General features: G+C 71.1%; 22 protein-coding genes. 7 read left to right on the top strand and 15 right to left on the bottom strand.

The annotated features are described in order from the left end of the window. A partial coding sequence (locus AC5020_RS12570; protein WP_464988554.1) for an ATP-binding protein occupies positions 1-297 on the top strand: 297 nt, incomplete at its 5' end. A 7-nt stretch (positions 298-304) separates the two neighbouring features. On the opposite strand, the gene AC5020_RS12565 is transcribed toward AC5020_RS12570, so the two are convergent. From AC5020_RS12565 to AC5020_RS12550, 4 genes are all read right to left on the bottom strand, one after another. Then, positions 305-1,015 (bottom strand): transcriptional regulator, encoded by a 711-nt coding sequence (locus AC5020_RS12565; RefSeq protein ID WP_464988553.1) that lies wholly within the window; start codon positions 1,013-1,015, stop codon positions 305-307. Positions 1,016-1,178: 163 nt separating this feature from the next. Next, positions 1,179-1,601, bottom strand: a complete 423-nt coding sequence (locus AC5020_RS12560) for a hypothetical protein (protein ID WP_464988552.1) — start codon at positions 1,599-1,601, stop codon at positions 1,179-1,181. A gap of 139 nt (positions 1,602-1,740) precedes the next feature. After that, positions 1,741-2,163 (bottom strand): organic hydroperoxide resistance protein, encoded by a 423-nt coding sequence (locus AC5020_RS12555; protein ID WP_377792552.1) that lies wholly within the window; start codon positions 2,161-2,163, stop codon positions 1,741-1,743. Then, a complete protein-coding gene (locus AC5020_RS12550) occupies positions 2,160-2,660 on the bottom strand; it encodes a MarR family winged helix-turn-helix transcriptional regulator (protein ID WP_464988551.1) in 501 nt (166 codons plus the stop codon). The genes AC5020_RS12555 and AC5020_RS12550 overlap by 4 nt, the downstream gene beginning before the upstream one ends. Positions 2,661-2,829: 169 nt before the next feature. On the opposite strand from AC5020_RS12550, the gene AC5020_RS12545 reads away from it, so the two are divergent. Both AC5020_RS12545 and AC5020_RS12540 read left to right on the top strand, forming a co-directional pair. After that, positions 2,830-3,744, top strand: a complete 915-nt coding sequence (locus AC5020_RS12545; protein ID WP_464988550.1) for a LysR family transcriptional regulator — start codon at positions 2,830-2,832, stop codon at positions 3,742-3,744. A gap of 52 nt (positions 3,745-3,796) precedes the next feature. Then, positions 3,797-4,333, top strand: a complete 537-nt coding sequence (locus AC5020_RS12540) for a hypothetical protein (protein WP_464988549.1) — start codon at positions 3,797-3,799, stop codon at positions 4,331-4,333. A gap of 48 nt (positions 4,334-4,381) precedes the next feature. On the opposite strand, the gene AC5020_RS12535 is transcribed toward AC5020_RS12540, so the two are convergent. Further along, a complete protein-coding gene (locus AC5020_RS12535) occupies positions 4,382-4,666 on the bottom strand; it encodes a YciI family protein (protein WP_377804473.1) in 285 nt (94 codons plus the stop codon). A gap of 286 nt (positions 4,667-4,952) precedes the next feature. On the opposite strand from AC5020_RS12535, the gene AC5020_RS12530 reads away from it, so the two are divergent. Genes AC5020_RS12530 through AC5020_RS12520 form a run of 3 tightly spaced genes read left to right on the top strand, consistent with a single transcriptional unit; the run spans position 4,953 to position 7,104 of the window. Next, positions 4,953-5,534: an ArsR/SmtB family transcription factor gene (locus AC5020_RS12530; protein WP_464988548.1), complete on the top strand. Its 582-nt coding sequence runs from the start codon at positions 4,953-4,955 to the stop codon at positions 5,532-5,534. A 2-nt stretch (positions 5,535-5,536) separates the two neighbouring features. After that, positions 5,537-6,727, top strand: a complete 1,191-nt coding sequence (locus AC5020_RS12525; protein WP_464988547.1) for a serine hydrolase domain-containing protein — start codon at positions 5,537-5,539, stop codon at positions 6,725-6,727. Further along, on the top strand, positions 6,724-7,104 hold the full coding sequence (locus AC5020_RS12520; protein WP_377804479.1) for a hypothetical protein: 381 nt from the start codon (positions 6,724-6,726) through the stop codon (positions 7,102-7,104). Before AC5020_RS12525 ends, AC5020_RS12520 begins: the two co-directional genes overlap by 4 nt. A gap of 3 nt (positions 7,105-7,107) precedes the next feature. Here AC5020_RS12520 and AC5020_RS12515 read toward each other — a convergent pair whose 3' ends face one another. Continuing rightward, complete coding sequence (locus AC5020_RS12515) at positions 7,108-7,884, bottom strand: alpha/beta hydrolase (protein WP_464988546.1); 777 nt, start codon at positions 7,882-7,884, stop codon at positions 7,108-7,110. Between the two features lie 113 nt (positions 7,885-7,997). Here AC5020_RS12515 and AC5020_RS12510 point away from each other — a divergent pair, with 113 nt between their 5' ends. Next, positions 7,998-9,482, top strand: coding sequence for an alpha-amylase family glycosyl hydrolase (locus AC5020_RS12510; protein ID WP_464988545.1), 1,485 nt, complete (start codon positions 7,998-8,000; stop codon positions 9,480-9,482). A 129-nt stretch (positions 9,483-9,611) separates the two neighbouring features. Here the strand turns inward: AC5020_RS12510 and AC5020_RS12505 are convergent, their stop codons facing one another. The 9 genes from AC5020_RS12505 to AC5020_RS12465 all read right to left on the bottom strand — a co-directional run bounded on the left by AC5020_RS12505 (position 9,612) and on the right by AC5020_RS12465 (position 19,472). Beyond that, positions 9,612-10,769, bottom strand: a complete 1,158-nt coding sequence (locus tag AC5020_RS12505; RefSeq protein ID WP_464988544.1) for a serine hydrolase domain-containing protein — start codon at positions 10,767-10,769, stop codon at positions 9,612-9,614. Positions 10,770-10,841: 72 nt separating this feature from the next. After that, positions 10,842-11,291 carry a thioesterase family protein gene (locus tag AC5020_RS12500; RefSeq protein ID WP_464988543.1) on the bottom strand — a complete coding sequence of 150 codons (450 nt, stop codon included), beginning with the start codon at positions 11,289-11,291 and terminating at the stop codon, positions 10,842-10,844. Beyond that, positions 11,288-12,250 (bottom strand): 3-hydroxyacyl-CoA dehydrogenase NAD-binding domain-containing protein, encoded by a 963-nt coding sequence (locus AC5020_RS12495; RefSeq protein WP_464988542.1) that lies wholly within the window; start codon positions 12,248-12,250, stop codon positions 11,288-11,290. The genes AC5020_RS12500 and AC5020_RS12495 overlap by 4 nt, the downstream gene beginning before the upstream one ends. An 11-nt stretch (positions 12,251-12,261) precedes the next feature. Next, a complete protein-coding gene (locus AC5020_RS12490) occupies positions 12,262-13,158 on the bottom strand; it encodes a beta-keto acid cleavage family enzyme (protein ID WP_464988541.1) in 897 nt (298 codons plus the stop codon). Between the two features lie 161 nt (positions 13,159-13,319). Then, on the bottom strand, positions 13,320-14,192 hold the full coding sequence (locus AC5020_RS12485; RefSeq protein ID WP_464988540.1) for a TetR family transcriptional regulator C-terminal domain-containing protein: 873 nt from the start codon (positions 14,190-14,192) through the stop codon (positions 13,320-13,322). Between the two features lie 81 nt (positions 14,193-14,273). Further along, positions 14,274-16,070 (bottom strand): ABC transporter ATP-binding protein, encoded by a 1,797-nt coding sequence (locus AC5020_RS12480; protein WP_464988539.1) that lies wholly within the window; start codon positions 16,068-16,070, stop codon positions 14,274-14,276. After that, the gene (locus tag AC5020_RS12475) at positions 16,070-17,017 is read right to left on the bottom strand and encodes an ABC transporter permease (protein ID WP_464988538.1); all 948 of its coding nucleotides are present in this window, start codon (positions 17,015-17,017) and stop codon (positions 16,070-16,072) included. The genes AC5020_RS12480 and AC5020_RS12475 overlap by 1 nt, the downstream gene beginning before the upstream one ends. Next, complete coding sequence (locus AC5020_RS12470) at positions 17,017-17,973, bottom strand: ABC transporter permease (RefSeq protein ID WP_494564437.1); 957 nt, start codon at positions 17,971-17,973, stop codon at positions 17,017-17,019. Before AC5020_RS12470 ends, AC5020_RS12475 begins: the two co-directional genes overlap by 1 nt. Further along, positions 17,973-19,472: an ABC transporter substrate-binding protein gene (locus AC5020_RS12465; RefSeq protein WP_464988536.1), complete on the bottom strand. Its 1,500-nt coding sequence runs from the start codon at positions 19,470-19,472 to the stop codon at positions 17,973-17,975. Before AC5020_RS12465 ends, AC5020_RS12470 begins: the two co-directional genes overlap by 1 nt. Positions 19,473-19,870 lie beyond the last annotated feature (398 nt).

Raw genomic sequence — 19,870 nt, 5'->3', positions numbered from 1 at the left:
CGCAACGCTGTCCAGCACGGCCGGGAGCTGCTCCGGGTCCAGGTGCTCGGCGCTGGTGATGGACTCGAGATCCGCGTCCGCAACGGCGTCCCGCCCGGCACCGAGATCGATGCCGAGCGGCTGTTCGAACGCTTCTACACGGCGGACCGCTCCCGCTCCGGGCGCACCAGCGGGCTGGGCCTATCGATCGTGCAGGTGCTGGCCGAGCACCTGGGCGGCAGCGTGGCTGCCGCCCAGGACCGGGAGGCCAGCACCGTGGAGATCGGCGTGAGCATCCCGCGCCCGACGAGCGGATGAGACCGGCTCAGGGCGCGGGGATCTCGAACTCGTGGCGGAACTCCGGGATGGTCTCGTCCTCGCCGAGGATCTCCGTCTCCGGTCGCACGTATGCGGCGGTGTAGGACTCCTGGCGCTCACCCTCGACCGTGAAGCCGATCCACGCCGGCTCCGTGGCACCATCGCGGCGCGGGGCCCTCTCGAACTCGGTGTAGCCGGCCTCGGAGATCTCCTCGCCCAGGGAGCTCTTCGCGTTCTCCTCCTCGTCCCCGTACTGGATGAAGAAGTCACGCATGGAGACGACGCCGCCGAACTCCTCGCCGGGCGTCACCTCGATCTGCAGGTAGAGGACCTCGCCGCCCTCCTCGATGTAGATCGAGTCGTGCTCGGAGGGCATGTCGCGCATGGCGGAGATGACGGTGATCTCGTCTCCGGTCTCCTCATCGGTGAAGGTCTCGTCGATCGGCACCTCGACGGACTCGCCGGCCGGGGCGGAGCCGGTGTTCTCGTCGGACTCGTCCTCCTCGGCCTCGCTCTCGTCGGCCTCGTCCTCCTCGGGCTCGCTCTCGTCGGCCTCGCCGCCGCCGTCGGAGGCGTCGACCTCCGCCGCGGGAGCCTCCTCCTCGACGGCGGGGGCGTCCCCCTCGGCAGCCTCCTCGGGAGAGCCGCCGCAGGCGGACAGGGCGAACATGGCGAGCGCGCCGGCGGCGGCGCTGCGGGTGAAGATCGAGCGGGTCACGGGTTCCTCCATGAGGTCGTGCCGGGCCTCGAGCTCTCGTCGTGCGCCGGCGCTGTTGTGGACGTCATGAACGGTATGTCGGATCCGCCCGACCCGCGATGGGGAGAACTCCCCTCCCGACCTACCCGCGACTATCAGGCTGACCACGTGCCCCCGGCCCGGTTCACCGAAGGCGACCGTGCCGGACGAACCAGAGGAGGATGACGACGAGCGTGGCCGCGCCCAGCAGCAGCCCGTTGACCCACGAGTACGCCAGCGCATAGACCCACGTGAACACCGATAGCACGGACTCAGGGCTGGAGACGATCGCCGGCAGCAACGGCCACATCAGCGCTGCCGCATAGGCGACCGCTGCCGCCGGGAGGAAGAACCGAGCGCGAGCGAGACGGCGATCAGCGAGCATCAGGGCACCGGCCCACACGAGCACGCCGCACGTCGCGCCCAGGCCGAGTTCGAGCAGGACCGAGGAACCCGCCCCGAGCAGCGCCCCGAGGGCGATGATCCACAGGCTCGTGCGCCGCGGTCGGGCGGTCCCGTACCGGACCTCGAGCACCGAGGGCCCCGGGCCGTCGTGCGAGCCGGCCACGATCCACCACCCTCCCTTCGACCCGTGCGATTCCGGGCGCCCGCGCTCATTGTCCTGTGTGGCGGCTCCGGACGACGCGGATTCCTCGCACCACGCGGATTCCTCGCACCACGAGGCGATGGACGACGACGAGCGCTGCTCAGTCGTCCGAGACGGTGACCGTGACCTCGATGTTCCCGCGGGTGGCGTTGGAGTACGGGCACACCTGGTGGGCGGCGTCGGCGAGCTCCTGCGCCTGGTCGTGGGGAAGGTTCGGGATGACGACCTCGAGCTGGACGGCGAGCTGGAACCCGCCCTTGTCGTCCGGGCCGATCTGGACGCGGCCGCCGACGGTGGAGTCGCTGACGTCGGCCTTGGCCTTGCCTGCCACCAGGTTCAGGGCCGAGTGGAAGCAGGCGGCGTAGCCGGCGGCGAACAGCTGCTCGGGGTTGGCCCCGTTGCCCGAACCGCCCATCTCGGTGGGAGTCGCCATGTCGAGATCGACCGTGCCCTCGAGCGTGCGGACGTGACCGTCACGGCCCGTGCCGGTCGAGAGAGCCTCTGCGGTGTAGAGGGCCTTCATGATGTCTCCTTCGCTGTCGCCGAGCCGGGCCGGCGGGTGGCCCCGGCGGGTTCGCCGGGAGAATCGGGGGCGGTGAGCGCACGCATGCTGCGCGTGAGCTCCTGCAGGGTCGAGATCAGGTCTCGGGCCTCCTCGGGGCCGGCGAGACCGCTGCCGTCGGCGATGCAGCCGGGCACGTGGGCCAGCTCGCCTCGCAGGTGGCGGCCCCGCTCGGTGAGCACGACAGTGACCACGCGCTCATCCGGCGCTGTGCGGCGCCGCTCGAGCAGCCCGGCCGCCTCCATCCGCCGAAGCATCGGCGACAGGGTGCCGGAGTCGAGCTGAAGGACCTCCCCCAGGTCCGAGACGCTCTGGTCCCCGTCGCTCCACAGCAGCACCAGCACGAGGTACTGGCCGTAGGTGAGGCCCCAGGGCTCGAGCAGCGCGCGGTACGCCTGGGTCGTGGCGCGCGAGGCCGCGTAGAGGGAGAAGCACACCATCTCGTCCGTCGTCGCCATGGGGCCATCCTGCCTCGGTTCTGTATTGCGCGCAACCTAGTTGCACACAACCTTTCTCGGATCGTCTGTTCTCACGGCATCTCTTCTCATGACCGCGTGCGCGAGCACCGCCCGCGCACATCACACAAAGTCATAAGCACTGCTTGCGACGAGTGCCTACCATGGAAGCATGGACCCTCGACGGCTGCTCATCTTCCGCACCGTGGTGCGCAACGGCTCGATCGGCGCCGGCGCCCGTGAGCTGGGATGGACCCAGCCCGCGGTCTCCCAGCACCTCGCCGCCCTGGAGAAAGAGGTCGGCACCCAGCTGCTGCTGCGCTCCTCCTCCGGGATCACGCCCACGGAGGCGGGCCGACGTCTGTCCGCACACGCCGAGGCGATCGCGGCCCAGCTGCACGCCGCGGAGGAGGAGCTCGCCGACATCACCGCGCTGCGTCGCGGCACGGTGAAGTTCGGGACCTTCCCGTCGGCCGCCGCGGTGCTGCTGCCGCCGGTGCTGGCACACCTCCAGGAGACCGCGCCGGATCTGGACGTCACCTTCGACGAGCTCGAGCCCCCCGACGCCGTCGCCGCGCTGCGCGAGGGCGACCTCGACCTGGCCCTGGTGTTCCGCTACCCCTGCAGCGACATCGATGCCGAGGGCACCCTGGAGTGGACCCCGCTGATGGAGGACCGCGTGATGGCCGTCCTCCCCCGCGACCACCCGCGCGCCGAGGACCCCGACCTGACCCTGGCCGACCTCTCCGAGGACTTGTGGATCGCCGGCTGCGAGCGGTGCCGGGCGAACATGCTCTCCAGCGCCCGTCGGGCAGGATTCGTGCCGAAGGTGCGCCACTCCAGCGACGACTCGACCGTGGTCCAACGGCTGATCATGCACGGTGGCGGAGTCGCCCTGATGCCGGAGACGGCACTGGAGGCGGCCCCGACGCAGGACGTGGTGGTGCGGGCGCTGCCGGATCTGGATACGCGGATGATCGGCCTGATCAACCGCCGCGGCGCCCAGTCGATCCCGGCCGTCAGCGCCGTGCGCGACGCCCTGGTCGCCGAGACCAACAAGCGCTCCAGCACCGCAGCGCTGATCTGAACCGCCACCCGACGTTCAGTCCATCCCGAAAGTCCCTGCGTACCCTGGTGCCATGACCAGCCGCGACGCATCCGCACGCCGAGATCGCCGAGCAGGCCGGCCCCCGGCGCGAGCCTGGCTGCGACCGGGCCTGCTTGCCGTGGGAGGTCTCGCGGTCGCCGCCGCCCTGGTCGTCGCCGACCAGCTCATCGCCGCCATCGCCCTCGCACTGTTCGCCCTGTTCATGGCGTTCTGGACCTCCCCGCTGCGATCGGGCCCGCACACTCCGCTGGCCACGGCGCTGCAGCGGCGCGCCGACGACGTCTCCATCATCCTGTGGGCCCCCGGCAACCCGCTGTCGGCGCGCATGCAGACGGCGATCCGCACACCCCGCGAGGACGTGCTCTGGGTCAACGCCTACCGTGACCCGGAGGCCCGCGCCCTGCTGGACGAGCACGGCGGCGAGGACGCCCTCCCCTTGGTGATCGTCGGCCAGGACGTCAAAGCCACCGCGACCGTCGGCGACCTGCTGGACATGCAGGCCACGGGCCGACGTCGAGCTGCCGGCGAGGGCGACGGCGAGCTCGACGCGGGAGCGACAGGGGCGTGACGGCGCCCTGACGCTTCAGACGCCCTGACGCTTCAGACGCCCTGACGCTCAGGCGCCGGGGAGCTCCCCGATCGAGACGGTCCACTCGCGCGCGCTGCGGTCGATGACCACACCGTCGCGGAGGAACGGATCGCCGTCCACCGCGGCCAGGGCCTCCTCCTCGGAGCCGGCGCGCACGATCAGCAGACCGCCCGGGGTCCCGCCGAGCGGTCCGGCCAGCAGCAGCGTCCCCGCGGCGTGCAGCTCCTGCAGGTACTCGCGGTGCTCCGGCCGCACGGCCTGCACCTTCTCGGCATCGTCGGTGTAGGTGTACTGCACGGCGAAGACGGCCATAAGACTCTCCCGGAGACTCGAGGGGCGCGGGCCGGTGAGGTCCACCGGCCCGACGGTGCACCCCTCATCGTGCCGCATTCGCGGTCGACCCGAGCATGCCGGCTCGTACGCCCCTCCCGCCCCTGTGCACAGCACGCACCCCGCTGCTACTCTGTTATTCCGTAATTGCGTAGGAATTGGCTTCCGCACGTCCGAGATCCGGCACGGCAACGACCCGGCACGACCGCGGTCCGACGGTGATCTGACGCGACCGTGCGAGGCCCCGACGTCGAGGGGGACCTGAGCGATGGATGACGAGGGCAGCACCGGCGAGATCGCGGCTCGCCTAAGACGCCTCGAGCAGCGGGTCGCGAAGCTCGAGAAGGACCGGGCACACTCCTCGACGCGCCCGGACCCGGTCGCGGACACGCGCTCGGCCGTCGCGCAGCCATCGGACCAGGCGACCTCGACGCCGGACCCCGCGGGCAGCCCGTGGTGGGCGCTGAACGCCCTGAAGGGGCAGGTCGAGTCGCCGGGAGCGGTCGTCTACACGGGGACGGTCGACGTCGGCCTCGGTCATCTCGAGTACCAATGGGGACGGCCGACGGAGTTCCTGCTCGCGACGGACTGGGCCGAGCACGCAGAGACCGTGGCCGCGCTGGGCCATCCGCTGCGGCTGGCGATTCTGCGCCGGCTGATCGACGGCGAACGCACCGTCGCCCAGATCGTCGACGAGCTGGAGCTCGGCTCGACCGGCGTCGCGTACCACCATCTGTCCGCGCTGCAGAACGCCGGATGGGCGACCTCTCCCCGACGCGGCACCTGGACGATCCCCGCCTCACGGGTGATCCCGCTGCTGACCATCGTCGCCGCTGCTGAGAAGGGCTGACCATGACCGACCAGCATCCCGACCGCACCGAGGCCGACCCCGAAGCCGACATCGGCACCGACGCCGACATCGATTCCGGTTCCGATCCCGACGCGCCCTCCCGGACGGGCACGTCCTTCTCGCGGCGCACGGTGCTCGCAGCCGGCATCCCGGCTGTGGCCGGCGTCCTCGCCATCACCGCGCTGTCCGGTCCGCGCCCTGCCCGCCTCGGCGATCCGACCGGTGACGAGCAGGTGACCGCCGCCCTGCAGCCCCACCTGAGTGGCCATCGCCGCGTCGCGATCGCCTATCTCGACGGCAGCGGCACCACCCGCTTCGGGGGCTTCGGAGCCGAGGCGACCGACGAGTTCGAGGTCGGCTCGGTGACCAAGACGTTCACCGGCGCGCTGCTGGCCTCAGCCGTCGAACGTGGGGAGGTCACGGTGCAGAGCACGGTCGCCGACGTGCTCGGGGACGAGGCCGAGGGCAGCGCGATCGCCGATGTCACGCTCGCCGAGCTCGCCACCCACACCTCCGGCATCCCGTCGCTCGCCCCGAGCTGGTGGACCGGCAGGTTCACCGGCACGCTCCTGCGCCAGGATCCCTACCCCGCGCGAGACGGCGATGAGGTGATCGCCGACGCGCTGGGCATCACGCCGAACGGCCGCGGCTCCTATGCGTACTCCAACCTCGGCGTCGCCCTGCAGGGCCAGCTGCTCGCACGCGCCGCAGGCACCGACTACGCCACGCTGCTCGGAGACAGGATCCTCCAACCGCTCTCGCTGGCCTCGACCTACGCTCCGATCACCCCGGAAGGCCTGCGGGATACGGCCACGCGCGGCCACACCAGTGCCGGGCTTCCCAACGCGGCATGGACCATGCACGGTGTCGCCCCGGCAGGCGGCATCCGCTCGACCGCCGAGGATCTCGCGCTCTACCTGACCGGCATGATCGAGGGGACCGCGCCGGGCGCGTCGGCCGCCACCGAGGTCCTGTTCACCGAGAGTCAGTCCAGTGAGACCTCGATGAACTGGTTCCACGAGGACATGGGCACAGGGCAGCTGATGACCTGGCACAACGGCATGACCGGGGGTTTCGCGGCGTTCACCGGGTGGGACCCGTCCACGGGCCGCGGCATCGTGCTCCTGACCGACACCGCGCGGTCGCTCGATGACGTCGCCGTGGCCGTCCTGACCGGGGAGGTCGAACTGTGAACACCGTGCTGGCCTCCCTTCCCCTCATCGCCGGCGTCGCGGTCCTCGCGCTGCTGGTCATCTCCATCGTCCAGCTGTGGATCCGATACGAGCATCCGGTTCGCATCTTCCTGCGGACGCTCAGTGCCGCCAGCATCATCGGCATCCTCGGGCTCGCAGGCATCCTGCCGGCGTCGATGTGGTGGGGTCCGTGGCTGCTCTCGCTGGTCACGATCGCCGGCGTGATCGTCGCCTGCCGGCGCGCGCTCGTCAGCTCGCCTCCCGCAGAGCCGACTGCGCGGCAGGCCAAGAATCTGCGGCCCCCGAGCCGGCTCAACCTCGCCGGTGAGGTGATCGTCTATCTCGCCGTGGTCGCGGTCGCGCTCTACGCGGGGTGAGGCTCAGCCCCGGATCGGCAACCAGTCCAGCACGTCCTGGATCCCCTGGTCCCAGAACTCCCAGGCGTGCGCACCGGGGCGGAGACGCGAGGTCAGGCCGACGCCGTGCCGCTCCGCCGTGGCGATGAAACGCCGGTTCTGCCCGACCAGCTCGTCCTCGGTGCCGCAGTCCAGGAACAGCGCCGGCAGCTGCTGCGCGTCCCCGGCCGCGAGCAGCCCGAGCAGATCGTCATCGGTGCCGGCGAGATCGCGGCCGGCCCAGACCCGCTCGGCGAGGTTCCCACGGTTCCCGTGGAGTGACAGCGACGCCGGATCCAGCGCCCCGGAGAGGCTCGCGGCCGCCGCGAAGCGGTCCGGATGGTTCAGCGCCAGCTTGAACGCACCGAATCCGCCCATCGACAGCCCCGCCACGAAGGTGTCCTCGCGGGCGGTGGAGACGCGGAATGTCCGCGCGACCAGCTCCGGCAGCTCCTCGGAGACGAAGGTCCAGTACTGCTCCCCCACCGCTTCGTCGACGTAGAACGAGCGGCGCACCTCGGGCATCACCACGGCGATGCCCTTGTCCGCGGCGTAGCGCTCGATCGCGGTGCGGCGCTCCCACACGGTGCAGTCGTCGCTGAGACCGTGCAGCAGGTACAGCACCGGCGCCGCTGCGCCGTCTGCAGGTCGGCGGTCCGTCCCTTCCATGCCGATTCCTGCGGCGGACTGCGGCATCAGCACCACCATCGAGGTGCCCATACCGAGGGACTCGGCGAAGAAGTCGGTGCGCAGCCGGATCATCGGTGCTCCCTCCCGGGGATGTTGACGGTGGGGGCGCGTCGGCCCGCCTCGAGACCCCATTGAACACCGGGCCGGGCTGGGTGCGCCGGGAAGGCCCCGCCTACGATGGCGGCATGAACACGCCCGCCCCGTCCGAGCCCGCCTGGATCCGCGACGCGATCTGCTGGCAGGTCTATCCGCTGGGGTTCTGCGGAGCGCCCCTGCACCGCGAGGACCTGGTCGGCGAGTCCTACGCCGGGGCCGAGGGAGAGAACGTCGTCCACCGCCTGCGCCGGCTGCAGGGATGGCTCGACCATCTCGTCGGCCTCGGCGCGAACGTGCTGCTGCTGAACCCGATCTTCGACTCCGTCTCCCACGGGTACGACACCCTCGATCATCGACGGCTCGACCCGCGCCTGGGTGATGAGACGGATTTCGACGCCCTGGTCGCCGCCTGCCGCGAACGCGGGATCCGCGTGGTGCTGGACGGGGTGTTCAACCACGTCTCCCACCTGCACACCGAGGCGCGGCGCGCGATCGCCGCCGGCCCCGGCACGCCGGAAGGCGACCGCATCCGCTGGGCCGGGGACCAGCCCTACGGCTTCGAGGGCAACGCCGACCTGGTCGAGCTGAACCTCACCGATCCCGCGGTCCAGGACGCGATCGTCCGGGTGATGGGGCTGTGGCTCGAGCGCGGGGCCGACGGGTGGCGACTGGACGCCATGTACGCCGCGGGCGCCGAGGCCTGGGCTCCGATCCTCGAGCGGGTCCGCGCGGCCCATCCCGACGCCTGGATCCTCGGCGAGGTCATCCACGGTGACTACCCGGCGATCGCCGCCGCCTCCGGGGCGCACTCGATCACCCAGTACGAGCTGTGGAAGGCGATCTGGTCGAGTCTGCGCGAGCACAACCTCTTCGAGCTCGAGCATGCCCTCGGTCGCCACCGGGACTTCCTGGCGGCCGACGGGGACGAGCATCCGCTGATCTTCGTCGGCAATCACGACACCACCCGCATCGCCTCCCAGGTCGCCGACGGCCGGGATCTCGCCGTGGCCTACGCGCTGCTGGCGCTGCTGCCGGGGATCCCCGCCGTGTACGCGGGCGATGAGTTCGGCGCCACCGGCATCAAGGAGGACCGCGCCGGCGGGGACGACGCAGTGCGCCCCGCGTTCCCCGACGATCCGGCCGAGATCGCGGGCGCTGCCGGCAGCGTCGGTGCCTCCGCGCCCACGGAGTCCGCGGCGACCTCACCTCACCTCAGCGTGCTCAGCCGCGAGGCCGTCCCGCGGATCCTCGAGGTCCATCAGCGGCTGTTCTCGCTGCGCCGTCGCGAGCCGTGGCTGGCCGACGCGGAGGTCACCGTGCGCCGCGAGAGCCTCGAGGACACCTTCGCCGAGATCACGCTGTCCCCGCGCCCAGGCGGTGGGGGCGCGCAGGACTCGGCCGCCGGTGGTGGCGCCGCGGCTCAGCCGCTCACCCTCGTCGTGAATCTGGGCGACGCGGACCGACCCGTCCAGGGCGAGGTGCTGGAGGTCGTCAGCGGGGCCGACATGCTCGACGCCGTCGGCCCGCCCGCGCCCGGGGTCGTGCCCGCGCACGGCATCGCCGTGGTCCGCTGACAGCGCCCGCCGACGCCACGAGGCGAGGCGAGGCGAGGCGAGGCAAGGCGAGGCGAGGCGAGGCGAGGCGAGGCCACGCAAGGCGAGGCGAGGCGAGGCCGCGACCGCACGAGCGGCGTGACGCAGCTGTCACGGCACCTCGGCGAGGATCTCCAGCAGGTCCTTGGCGCGACGGTCGACGTCCTCGCTGCGCATCTCGGTGGGCAGGAACGAGAAGGCCAGCTGCCGCTCGGGCCACGCCCCGTGCAGTCCGCCACCGGCGCCGGTGTGCCCGAACGCCGGTCTCACCGGTCCGTAGGTGCCGATCGGGTCGTCGAGCTCGTAGCCCAGGCCGAAGCGCAGCGGACGGTCGTTGATCGCGTCGGTGCCCTCCGACCAGGCGCGGGTGGCCCGCGCGAGGATGTCGCTGGGCACGATCGGCGCATCCGGGGCGATGAGCAGGGAGTACAGCTTCGCCATGGCGTCGGCCGAGCCGATCCCTCCCCCGGCGGCGAGCTCTGCGGCGTGGTAGCGACGGGTGTTGAACGGTGAGTTTTCCGCGGTGAGGCTGCTGCCGTACATCCGGTCGATGATCGCCCGGCGTTCCGGATCGTCCTGGAGGAACGTCGAGATCCGGTAGCCCGCGGCGCGGAACACGGGCGCGACGCGAGGTTCGTCGGCCGCGGGCAGCCCGAGGTGCACATCGAGGCCGTGGGGCTCGGCCAGCTCGGTGCGCACCAGCTCGCCGACGCTGCGGCCACTGGCGGCCTGGAGGATCGCGGACATCAGGTAGCCGTAGGTCATCGCGTGGTACGCCACGCGGGTCCCCGGCTCCCACAGCGTCGGCTGAGCGATCAGGCGCTGGATCATCAGTTCGTTGTCGACGCGTTCGGCATCGTCGGCCGGATCCGGATCGACGTAGGGCAGCCCGATCGTGTGGTCGAGAACGTGGTGGACGCGGGCCTCGCCCTTGCCGGCCGCGTCGAAGCCGGGCACGTACTCGGCCACCGGCGCCTCGGGATCCAGCAGTCCGCGGGCGATGAGGATCGCGGCGACGGTGGCGGTCAGTCCCTTCGTGCCGGAGAACAGCACGGCGATCGTGTCCTCCGCCCAGGGACGGCCCTGGCCGGCGAGCCCGCCGTGCAGTCGCAGCAGCGGCTCGCCGGCTCGGTAAACGGAGAAGGCCATGCCGCCCTCCCCGGCCGCGACATGCTCCTCGAAGGTCGACACCAGGCGTTCGACGATCCCGCCCGGCAGTACGCCCGATTCGCGCACCGTGATGGTCGGGGGGACGGGATGGCGAGTCATCGGGAGCACGTCCTTCGGGGTGAGTGGGATACGAACCGGGTCGGTGCGGAACGCGGGCAGGAACGATGACTGTCAGACCCGGATCGCCCGGCCGACCCAGTCCGGGACGGCCGCATCGGTGCGCAGCTCGGCGATGTTCGCGGCGATCGGCTCGGGGAAGGGCGTCGCCCCGGCCGGGTCCCCGCTGACGTGCAGGCACAGGATCTCCTCGGTGGCCACGAGGTCGCCGTCCACTCGCATCTCGTGCGCCAGGCTGAGCTTCCTGGCCGCCGCGCCGGCGATGGTGGTGGTCACCGTCAGCTCGGCGCCGAGCGGGACCTCCTGCAGGTACCGCACATGGGCCTCGACCGTGTACAGCGAGGAGCCGGTGGCCGCCCGGGCCTCGGCGTCCAGACCGATGCGGTCCATCACCGCGTCGGTGGCGAAGCCGAACACGAGCACGTAGTACGCCTCGGAGAGGTGCCCGTTGTAGTCGATCCACTCCGTGCGGACCTTCGTGCGGTACGGGGCCGGCGCGGTCACGGGGTGCTCTCGCGCAGCTCGTCGATGATCTTGCGGACCGCGATGATCGCCCGGTCGCGTTCGGCGACCAGCTGCGGGACGGTGCGGCCGTCGGCCTCGTCGTCGCAGCCGGCGACCACGGCATCGCGCAGCTCGTCGGTCAGCTCCGGCGCGTCCAGCCGGGTCCACGGGGACTTCAGGGACGGCCCGAAGTGGTCGAGCATGTGCGCCATGCCGCCGGGGCCCCCGGCGAGGTGGAAGGTCAGCATCGGGCCCTGCAGCGGCCAGCGCAGACCGGGCCCGTCGGTGATCGAGCGGTCGATCTGCTCGACGGTCGCCTCGCCGTTGTCGACCATGTGCAGCGCCTCCCGCCACAGAGCTTCCTGCAGCCGGTTGGCGATGAAGCCGGGCACCTCCCGGTCCATGGTGATCACCGACTTGCCCAGGAGTTCGTACCACCGGGAGGCCCACGCCACGGCCGCCGGGTCGGTGGCCTCGCCGCCGACGACCTCGACCAGTGGGATCAGGTACGGCGGGTTGAAGGGGTGACCGACGACGAGCCGCTGGGGATTCGTCGCCGCCACGGCCATCTCGGTCATCGAGTAGCCCGAGGTGGAGGAGGCGATCACGACGCCCGGGGCGGCGTGGGCATCGATGTCGGCCAGCAGCCGCTGCTTCATCTCGAGCACCTCGGGGGCGCTCTCCTGGACGAACTGGGCGCCGTCGAGAGCCTCGGCGAGGTCCGTGTGCACGGTGATGGCATGCGGGTCCGCGCCCTCGGCCAGTCCGAGCTCGGTCAGCGCCGGCCAGGCGGCATCGATCAGCTGCCGCACCCGCTGCGGCGCGTCGGGCGAGGGGTCCCAGGCCCGCACCCGGTAGCCGCGCGCCAGGAAGTAGGCGGCCCACCCGCCGCCGATGGTGCCGATGCCGACGCAGGCGATCGTGGTGATCGACTCCGCCTCGGGGATCGCGGAGGTCATGGTGGCCGCGCTCATGCGGTGGCCGCCAGGCTGTCCAGGGCGAGGATCTCGCGGGCCTCGTCGGGCGTGGCCACGGCCTCGCCCATGCTGTCGACGATCGAGGCGGCCTCTTCGACCAGCTGCGCGTTGGTCGCCTTGACGCCCTTGCGCAGGTAGAGGTTGTCCTCGAGCCCGACGCGCACGTGCCCGCCCAGCAGCACCGACTGCGCCACCCAGCGCAGCTGGTTGCGGCCGATCGCGAACGAGGTCCACTGCGCCCCCTCGGGCAGCATGTTCACCATCGCATCGAGCAGCCCGGGATCGGCGGGGGCGCCGTAGGGGATGCCCATGCACAGCTGGTAGAGCGGCGGCGGAGCGAGCAGCCCTTCGGCGACCATGACGTTCGCGAACCACAGCTGGCCGGTATCGAAGATCTCCATCTCCGGCTTCACGCCCAGCTCCTTGATCCGGGCGGCCCCGGCCCGGAGCATGTCCGGGGTGCTGACGTAGAGCTGGCTGCCCTCGCCGAAGTTCAGCGACCCGCAGTCGATGGTGCACATCTCCGGTCGCAGTTCCTCGACGTGCGTGAGCCGCTCGATGCCGTTGACCAGGTCGGTGCCCGGCAGCTGCTGGGTGGGCCGCTCCGGATCGACCACCAGGTCGCCGCCCATGCCGGCGGTGAGGTTCACGACCGGGTCGACGTCGCTCTCGGCGATCAGTCGCACGGCCTCGCGGTACAGGGCCACGTCGCGCGAGCCCTGGCCGGTCTCGATATCGCGCACGTGGATGTGGACCACGGACGCGCCCGCGCGAGCGGCGGCGATCGCGTCCGCGGCGATCTGCTGAGGCGTGACGGGGACGTGCTCGCTCTTGCCGGGGGTGTCCCCGGCGCCGGTGAGAGCACAGGTGAGGATGACCTTGCGGCTCATTGGTGGCCCCTTTCAGGTGGCGTTGGAGCTGATCCCGGCGGGGCTGCCGGGGTGATCGCGGGAGCCGGTGCTGCTGATCGCAGCCGGCGCTGAGGGTCGTGCAGGATCCGGCCGGCCGTGCGGTGGCCGGAGTGTTCGCGGGTGGCCTGGTCGCGGGCGGTCTAGTCGCCGGTGGCGATGACGCGGGCGATGAATCGGTGGAGTTGGGCGCGCATCTCCTCGACGCTGATGGTGCCGATGAGGACCTTGATGCCGAGGCCGTCCATCAGGCCGGTCAGCTGGGTGGTGAGGTCCTCGACGGGCTCGTCGACGAAGACCCCGGCCTCCTGGCCCTCCCGCAGGATGTCGCGGACGGTGCGGTACCAGCGTCGATAGGCCTCGGCCTGGTTCTCCTGCGAGCCGGAGCCGACGGCGACCTCGGACCAGCTCTGCAGCCAGATCGACCACTCGCTGGTGCCTTCTGCGCCGCCGGGCAGCTGCAGGCCGATCAGGTGCTCGAGTCGCTCGGCGGGATCGCGCACGAGGTGCAGGGAGGCCACCTGGCGGTCGAAGGCCATCTTCACCGAGTAGCGCAGAGCCTCCTCGAACAGCTCGCGCTTGCTGGGGAAGTAGTAATGGACGGCCGACGTGCTGAGCCCGCAGTCGGCGGCGATGTCCGAGGTGCGCACCCCGTGCAGACCGCGGGAGGCGAACAGCCGCCAACCGGCCTCGACGATGCTCTGGCGCCTGCGTACGCTCTCCGGGGTGTCGCGGACCTTGCGCGGAAGGCTGGCGGCGGCCGGCACCGCGGCCGGACCCGACGCGGAGTCGGAGCCGGAGATCAGCCAGTTCACGGTCACTCCGCCGACGGTCGCGATACGGATGAGCTCATCGGGGCTGAAGCGGCGGGTGCCCCGCAGCGCCTTCGACAGCTTGGTCTCGTCCAGGTCGATACGGCGGGCGAACTCCCGCTGCGCCAGCCCGGACTCGTCGATGCACGAGCGGACGCGGGAACGGACGCCCTCGCCGCCATCGGCTTCTTGCGATTTACTCATCACGCCCTGAATCGTAGTCAGTTCTTGCGATACCAGCAATGCGCCCTGAACGCCGTTCGGGCACCACGGGGAGGGCCGGGCTCACAGCGTCGGCACGTTCTGCAGCAGGCCCCGGGTGTATTCGTGGCTGGGGGACTCCAGCACCTCGCCGGTCGGCCCGTCGTCGACGATCTCACCGTGGTCGAGCACCGCGACCCGTTCGGCCACGTGCCGTGCCAGCGCGATGTTGTGAGTCACGAAGAGCATCGAGAGCCCTCGCTCCTCGCGCAGCCGCGAGAGCAGGTCGATGATGCTGGCCTGCACGGACACGTCCAGGGCGGAGGTGATCTCGTCGCACACCAGCAGCCGCGGCATGTTGACCAGGGCCCGGGCGATCGCGGCCCGCTGCCGCTCACCGCCGGAGAGGTCCCCGGGGCGGCGATCGACGAACCGTCGGCCGAGACGGACGGCGTCCAGCGCGTCCCGCACCCGCTCCTTGCGGGCCGCCGCGTCCAGGGATCCGGACATCTCCAGCGGCACGGACAGCGACTGCCCGAGCGTGCGCCGGGGGTTCAGCGAGGAGAACGGCGACTGGAAGACGTACTGGATGTTCTCGCGCTGCTCGATGGTGCGCTGCCTGGTGGAGGTGGCCAGATCATGCCCGTCGTACCGCACCTGGCCCGTCCAGTCCTCGAGCAGTCCGGCGATCGCGCGCGAGAGCGTGGTCTTGCCCGACCCGGACTCCCCCAGCAGCAGCGTGCACTCGGAGGCGCGAAGAGTGAGGTCGACGCCCTTGAGCACGGTCTTGTCCCCGTAGGCCTTGGAGAGGCCGCGGACCTCGAGCACGGGCTCGCCGGCGACGAACCGCGCGGGCTCCGTGGTCTCCGCGGCGCCCGTGGAGGGGGCCGCGGCGTCCGCATCACCGACGTCGGTGCCGACCGCCTCCGCGCGTTCGGCGGCCACGACGGCCTTGCGGCGGGCCTCGAACTCGCTGATGCGGTTCTTCCCGGCCAGATCCGGGACGGCGGCCAGCAGCGTCCTGGTGTAGCGATGCTGCGGGTCACCGAGGATCGTGGCCACGTCGCCCTCCTCGACCAGCTCACCCTGGAGCATCACCGCGACACGATCGGCGATCTCGGCGACCACGGCCAGGTCGTGCGTGATGTAGAGGGCGGCGACGTTGTTGGCCAGCGTCATCTCGCGGATGGTGTCCAGCACCAGCGCCTGCGTGGAGACGTCCAGACCCGTCGTCGGCTCGTCCAGCACCAGCACGTCGGGATACATCGCGAAGGCCATCGCGATGCCGATGCGCTGCTGCTGGCCGCCTGAGAGCTGGTGCGGCCAGCGTCGCCGGTAGGACGGATCGGAGGGCAGGCCGACCTCCTCCAGCACGCCCCGCACGCGCTCGTCGCGGTCGGCGGAGCTCGCCCCGAAGCCGTGGACCTCGAGCACCTCGCGGATCTGCTCGCCCACGCGCATCCCGGGGTTCAGGGACAGGGCGGGGTCCTGGGGGATGTAGGAGACGCGGGAGCCCCGCAGGCGCCGCAGCTCCGCCTCGCCGAGATCGGTCATCTCCACGTCGGTGGTGCTGTTGGAGGGGTGCAGGGTCACGGCGCCGCCGCGATGGGTCAGCCCTCGTCGGACGTGCCCGAGCGCCGCCAGCCCGACGGTGGTCTTCCCGGAGCCGGATTCTCCGACCACGGCCAGGATCTCCGCCCGGTGCAGGCGCAGGTCGACGCCCTTGATGACCGGGGTGTCCTGCGCGGTGGTGTGGATGCGGAGGTCGGCGATGTCCAGGATCTCGCCGCCGGCCTCGGCCTGGGTGTGCCAGGCCGAGCCCTCGACCATCGGGGCGCCGGTGGCGGTCCGGGCCATGTCGCTCTGAGCAGTTCTCGACATCACTTCTCCCCTACGTTCGCGCTCGCCGACGCGCGAGCGACGGAGTCCGCGATCAGGTTGGTTCCGATGGTCAGCACGGCGATCGCGAGCACCGGCAGCATCACGCCCCAGGCCTGCAGGGCCAGGGCGATGCGGTTCTCGTTGATCATCAGCCCCCAGTCGGCGGCGGGAGGCTGCATCCCCAGTCCGAGGAAGGACAGGGAGGCGATGGCACCGATGGAGTACGTCAGCCGCAGCCCGGCCTCGACCGTCAGCGGGCCGGTGATGTTGGGCAGGATCTCGCGGACGAGGATGCGGGCGCGGGGCACCGCGTACATCTCGGCGGCGCGGATGTAGTCCTCGTGGATCACGTCCAGCGCGGCCGAGCGGGCGACCCGGGCGATGCGCGGGGCGTGGGTGATCGCGATGACGGTGACCAGCACCCAGCCCTGGGGGCCGAGCACGGTGATGGCCAGCAGGGCGAACACGAGCTGCGGGATCGCCAGCAGCACGTCGTTGGCGCGCATGATCAGCGAGTCCAGCCGGCCTCCGGCGTAGGCGGCGATCACGCCGAACAGCAGACCGAGGATCAGGCCCAGCGCGGTGGCCAGCACCGCGTAGAGGATCAGGGACGTGCCACCGGCCAGGAAGCGCGAGAGCACGTCCCGGCCGAGGTTGTCGGTGCCGAACGCCCCGGAGCCCTGGAAGGGCCGGTCGGCGAATTCGGTGGCGGTGTAGCCGGTGGCCCACGGCAGCAGCAGCGGGCCCAGGAAGGCCGCGGCGAGCACGGCGAGGGTGAGGGCGGTGCCCACCTTGGCCTGCCCCTGACGCCAGAAGCGGGCGAGCACCGTGTTGCGGGGCTGCCGCGGGGCGTGCAGTGCGGCGTCCCCGCGTGGTGCGGCGTCCTCGCGTGGTGCGGCGTCGTCGCCCGCGCGCTCCGCGGCGGGGTCTGTGGAGAGGTCCGTCATCACTTCTCGCCTCCGGTGCGCAGCTTCGGGTTGGCCAGGATGCCGACGATGTCGGCCAGGAGATTCACCAGGACGTAGATGACCGCGACGATCATCGTCACCGCCTGGACCACCTGCACGTCCCGGTAGTTCACGGCGTCGATCAGGGCCTGCCCGAGGCCCGGGTAGCGGAACAGGAACTCGACGACGACCACCCCGCCGGCCATCCAGGCCAGCTGGATCGCCACCACCTGCGCGACCGGGCCGATGGCCTGGGGCAGAGCGTGACGCAGCAGCACCCGCCGCTCGGGGACGCCCTTGAGGCGGGCCATCTCCACATACCCGGAGTCGAGCACCTCGAGCATGGTCGCGCGCATCATCCGCACGATGTACGGCGTCACGACCAGCACGAGCACGGCAGTGGGCAGGATGAGCTGGCTGGGGAAGTCCCACACCTGGCTTCCCGGGGGCGACATCGTCACCGCCGGCAGGACCGTGAGCACGGTCGTGGAGAAGAAGGCGACCAGCGCGATACCGATGACGAACTCCGGCAGCGCCGCCAGCACCAGGGAGAGACCGGTGAGCACGGTGTCGGCCGCCCGGCCCCGGCGCAGCGCGGACCAGATGCCCAGCACGATCCCGGTGGGAACGCTGATCAGAGCCGCGATGACCATGAGGAACACGGAGGCACCGACCCTGTCGGCCAGCAGTGCGGCCACCGGCTCACCGGAGGCCACCGAGGTGCCCAGGTCGCCGGTCAGCAGCCCGCCGAGCCAGCTGAGGTACCGCTCCCAGGCGGGGGCGTCGAGATTCATCTGCTCGGTCAGCGCCGCGATCCGTTCCGGGGTGGCCTGCTGGCCCAGGATCGCCTGGGCGGGATTCCCGGGCAGCAGCACGGTCGCGAAGAAGACGAGCAGGGAGACGGCGAAGAGGATGACGACGCTGATGGCCAGCCGTCGCACGATGAGTCGAAGGATCACGCCACATCTCCGATCCACACACGGTCCAGTCGGAAGCCCGACAGCGGGATCCCGGTCCTGTTCTCCACCAGACCCCCGAGGTAGCCCTGGTAGGCGTCGATCTGGTTCGCGAAGCCCCAGATGATCTCGCCGCCGCGGTCGTAGAGGATCTCCATGGCCTGCTGGATGAGCTCGGTGCGCGCGGCCTCGTCGGTCTCGGCGCGGGCCTGCTCGACGAGCTCGATGTACTCCGGGTCCTCCCAGTGCGTCTCGTTGAACGGCGCGCCGGGCATCGTGGCGGCGTTGGCCTGGGTCAGGAAGTTGCGGGTGTACCAGAAGGACTGCGAGAAGTCGTAGTCGAGGTAGTCCGTCCAGTACGCCGTGAGGTCCCGGCGGTTGATGCTGACGGTGATACCGGCTCCGGCGGCCTGCTCGGCGAAGACCTGCGCGGCCTCGACGATGCCCGCCTGGATGGGAGCGGTGACCAGCTCCACCTCCAGGCCATCGGGGTAGCCCGCCTCGGCCAGCAGCTGCTTGGCCTTCTCGAGATCCTGGGTGCGCTGCGGGAGCTCGCGGGGATATGCGTCATCGACCTGGGCGAACATGTCGTTGGCGACCACGCCCTTGCCGGAGAGGACCTGCTCGACCATGCCCTCGCGGTCGATCGCCAGACGGAAGGCCTGCCGGACCCGCTCGTCGTCGAAGGGCGGTTTGTCCACGCGCATCGTGAAGGGCATGAACATCCCGGTCTCCGAGTCGAGGATCCGGATCCTCTCGTCGGTGCCGAGGACCTCGGTCAGGGCGGGCGGGACCTGCGCGATGGCGTCGACCTGATTGGACAGCAGAGCGTTGACCAGGGCGTCGGTGTCGTTGAAGTTCAGCAGGGTGACCCCGTCGAGGTACGGGCCCTCCTCGCCCCAGTAGTGCGGGTTCCGCGTCATCACCGTGGACTGGGCCGCCGTGAAGCTCTCGAGCATGAACGGGCCGGTGCCGACGGGGGCGGCCGGGTCGAAATCGGCGGGCACGATGATCGAGGTGTACAGGGCGAACTGCTCGTCCAGAGCGGTGTCCGGGCTGGCGAGGCGGAACTCGAGAGTGCGATCACCGACCTTCTCGATCTCCTCGAGGTGGGCCAGCGCGGCGGCGCCGCTCTTGGGGTCCTCCGGGTCGATGATCCGCTCGAAGCTGGCTATCACGTCCTCCGCCGTCAGCGGTCGTCCGTCGCAGAACGACACACCCTCGCGCAGCTGAACGGTCCACACGGTCGCGTCCTCGTTCGACGTGCAGGCGGTGGCCAGCATCGGCTGCAGGGTGTACTCGTCGTCGAAGTACATCAGCGTGTTGTAGAGATTCACCGCACGGGCGATGTCGCCGATGTTGGTGGCGATGGCGCCGTCCAGGGTGTCCGCGGCGCCGCCGCCGACGGTCCCGATGCGCACCGATCCGCCCTGTGCCGGCGGTCCCTCCAGGTCGACCTTCGCCGCCGGGGCGGCAGAACCGCCGCACGCGGCGAGCATCGCCGTCAGGCTCACTCCCAGGCCGCCCACGGCTGCTCGGCGCGTGATGGCTCCACCCCCGGGAACGAAGCTCGATGCCGCCGTACCGGCAGGCGCTCTACCCGTGCGTTTCGGTGGAGTCATGGACGCCGTTTCCCTCTTCTCGATCTGTCTCTCGTGTGCTGGGCCGGACCCGACCCTAGCCGTGCATTGCGCTAATCGCAATTCGGGCTGAGCGTCATCCAGTCGTTATCGCAAGCCGATGACGCACGCCTCGCCGGCGACATCGGCGATGACGGGGCACCGAGCGACCCGCTCCCCGAGGCGCCCCGACCCTCCCGGAACGCCCTCGCGCACGACCGTCGAACCCCTCCCCGGTCACCGGCCGTCCCGGGCCTCGACCGTGATCGACGACCCGT

This window comes from Brachybacterium sp. SYSU DS0246 (genome assembly GCF_059391765.1).
Note: the sequence above shows the minus strand (reverse complement) of the source record. Positions and strands in the feature narration are given on the sequence as shown.

Coding starts and splice junctions, on each gene's coding strand:
- AC5020_RS12480 (WP_464988539.1), bottom strand. CDS start 16,070: ATGTCGAGAACTGCTCAGAGCGACATGGCCCGGACCGCCACCGGCGCC.
- AC5020_RS12465 (WP_464988536.1), bottom strand. CDS start 19,472: ATGCTCGCCGCGTGCGGCGGTTCTGCCGCCCCGGCGGCGAAGGTCGAC.
- AC5020_RS12550 (WP_464988551.1), bottom strand. CDS start 2,660: ATGGCGACGACGGACGAGATGGTGTGCTTCTCCCTCTACGCGGCCTCG.
- AC5020_RS12485 (WP_464988540.1), bottom strand. CDS start 14,192: ATGAGTAAATCGCAAGAAGCCGATGGCGGCGAGGGCGTCCGTTCCCGC.
- AC5020_RS12525 (WP_464988547.1), top strand. CDS start 5,537: ATGACCGACCAGCATCCCGACCGCACCGAGGCCGACCCCGAAGCCGAC.
- AC5020_RS12555 (WP_377792552.1), bottom strand. CDS start 2,163: ATGAAGGCCCTCTACACCGCAGAGGCTCTCTCGACCGGCACGGGCCGT.
- AC5020_RS12510 (WP_464988545.1), top strand. CDS start 7,998: ATGAACACGCCCGCCCCGTCCGAGCCCGCCTGGATCCGCGACGCGATC.
- AC5020_RS12490 (WP_464988541.1), bottom strand. CDS start 13,158: ATGAGCCGCAAGGTCATCCTCACCTGTGCTCTCACCGGCGCCGGGGAC.
- AC5020_RS12535 (WP_377804473.1), bottom strand. CDS start 4,666: ATGGCCGTCTTCGCCGTGCAGTACACCTACACCGACGATGCCGAGAAG.
- AC5020_RS12540 (WP_464988549.1), top strand. CDS start 3,797: ATGACCAGCCGCGACGCATCCGCACGCCGAGATCGCCGAGCAGGCCGG.
- AC5020_RS12545 (WP_464988550.1), top strand. CDS start 2,830: ATGGACCCTCGACGGCTGCTCATCTTCCGCACCGTGGTGCGCAACGGC.
- AC5020_RS12495 (WP_464988542.1), bottom strand. CDS start 12,250: ATGACCTCCGCGATCCCCGAGGCGGAGTCGATCACCACGATCGCCTGC.
- AC5020_RS12505 (WP_464988544.1), bottom strand. CDS start 10,769: ATGACTCGCCATCCCGTCCCCCCGACCATCACGGTGCGCGAATCGGGC.
- AC5020_RS12475 (WP_464988538.1), bottom strand. CDS start 17,017: ATGACGGACCTCTCCACAGACCCCGCCGCGGAGCGCGCGGGCGACGAC.
- AC5020_RS12515 (WP_464988546.1), bottom strand. CDS start 7,884: ATGATCCGGCTGCGCACCGACTTCTTCGCCGAGTCCCTCGGTATGGGC.
- AC5020_RS12530 (WP_464988548.1), top strand. CDS start 4,953: ATGGATGACGAGGGCAGCACCGGCGAGATCGCGGCTCGCCTAAGACGC.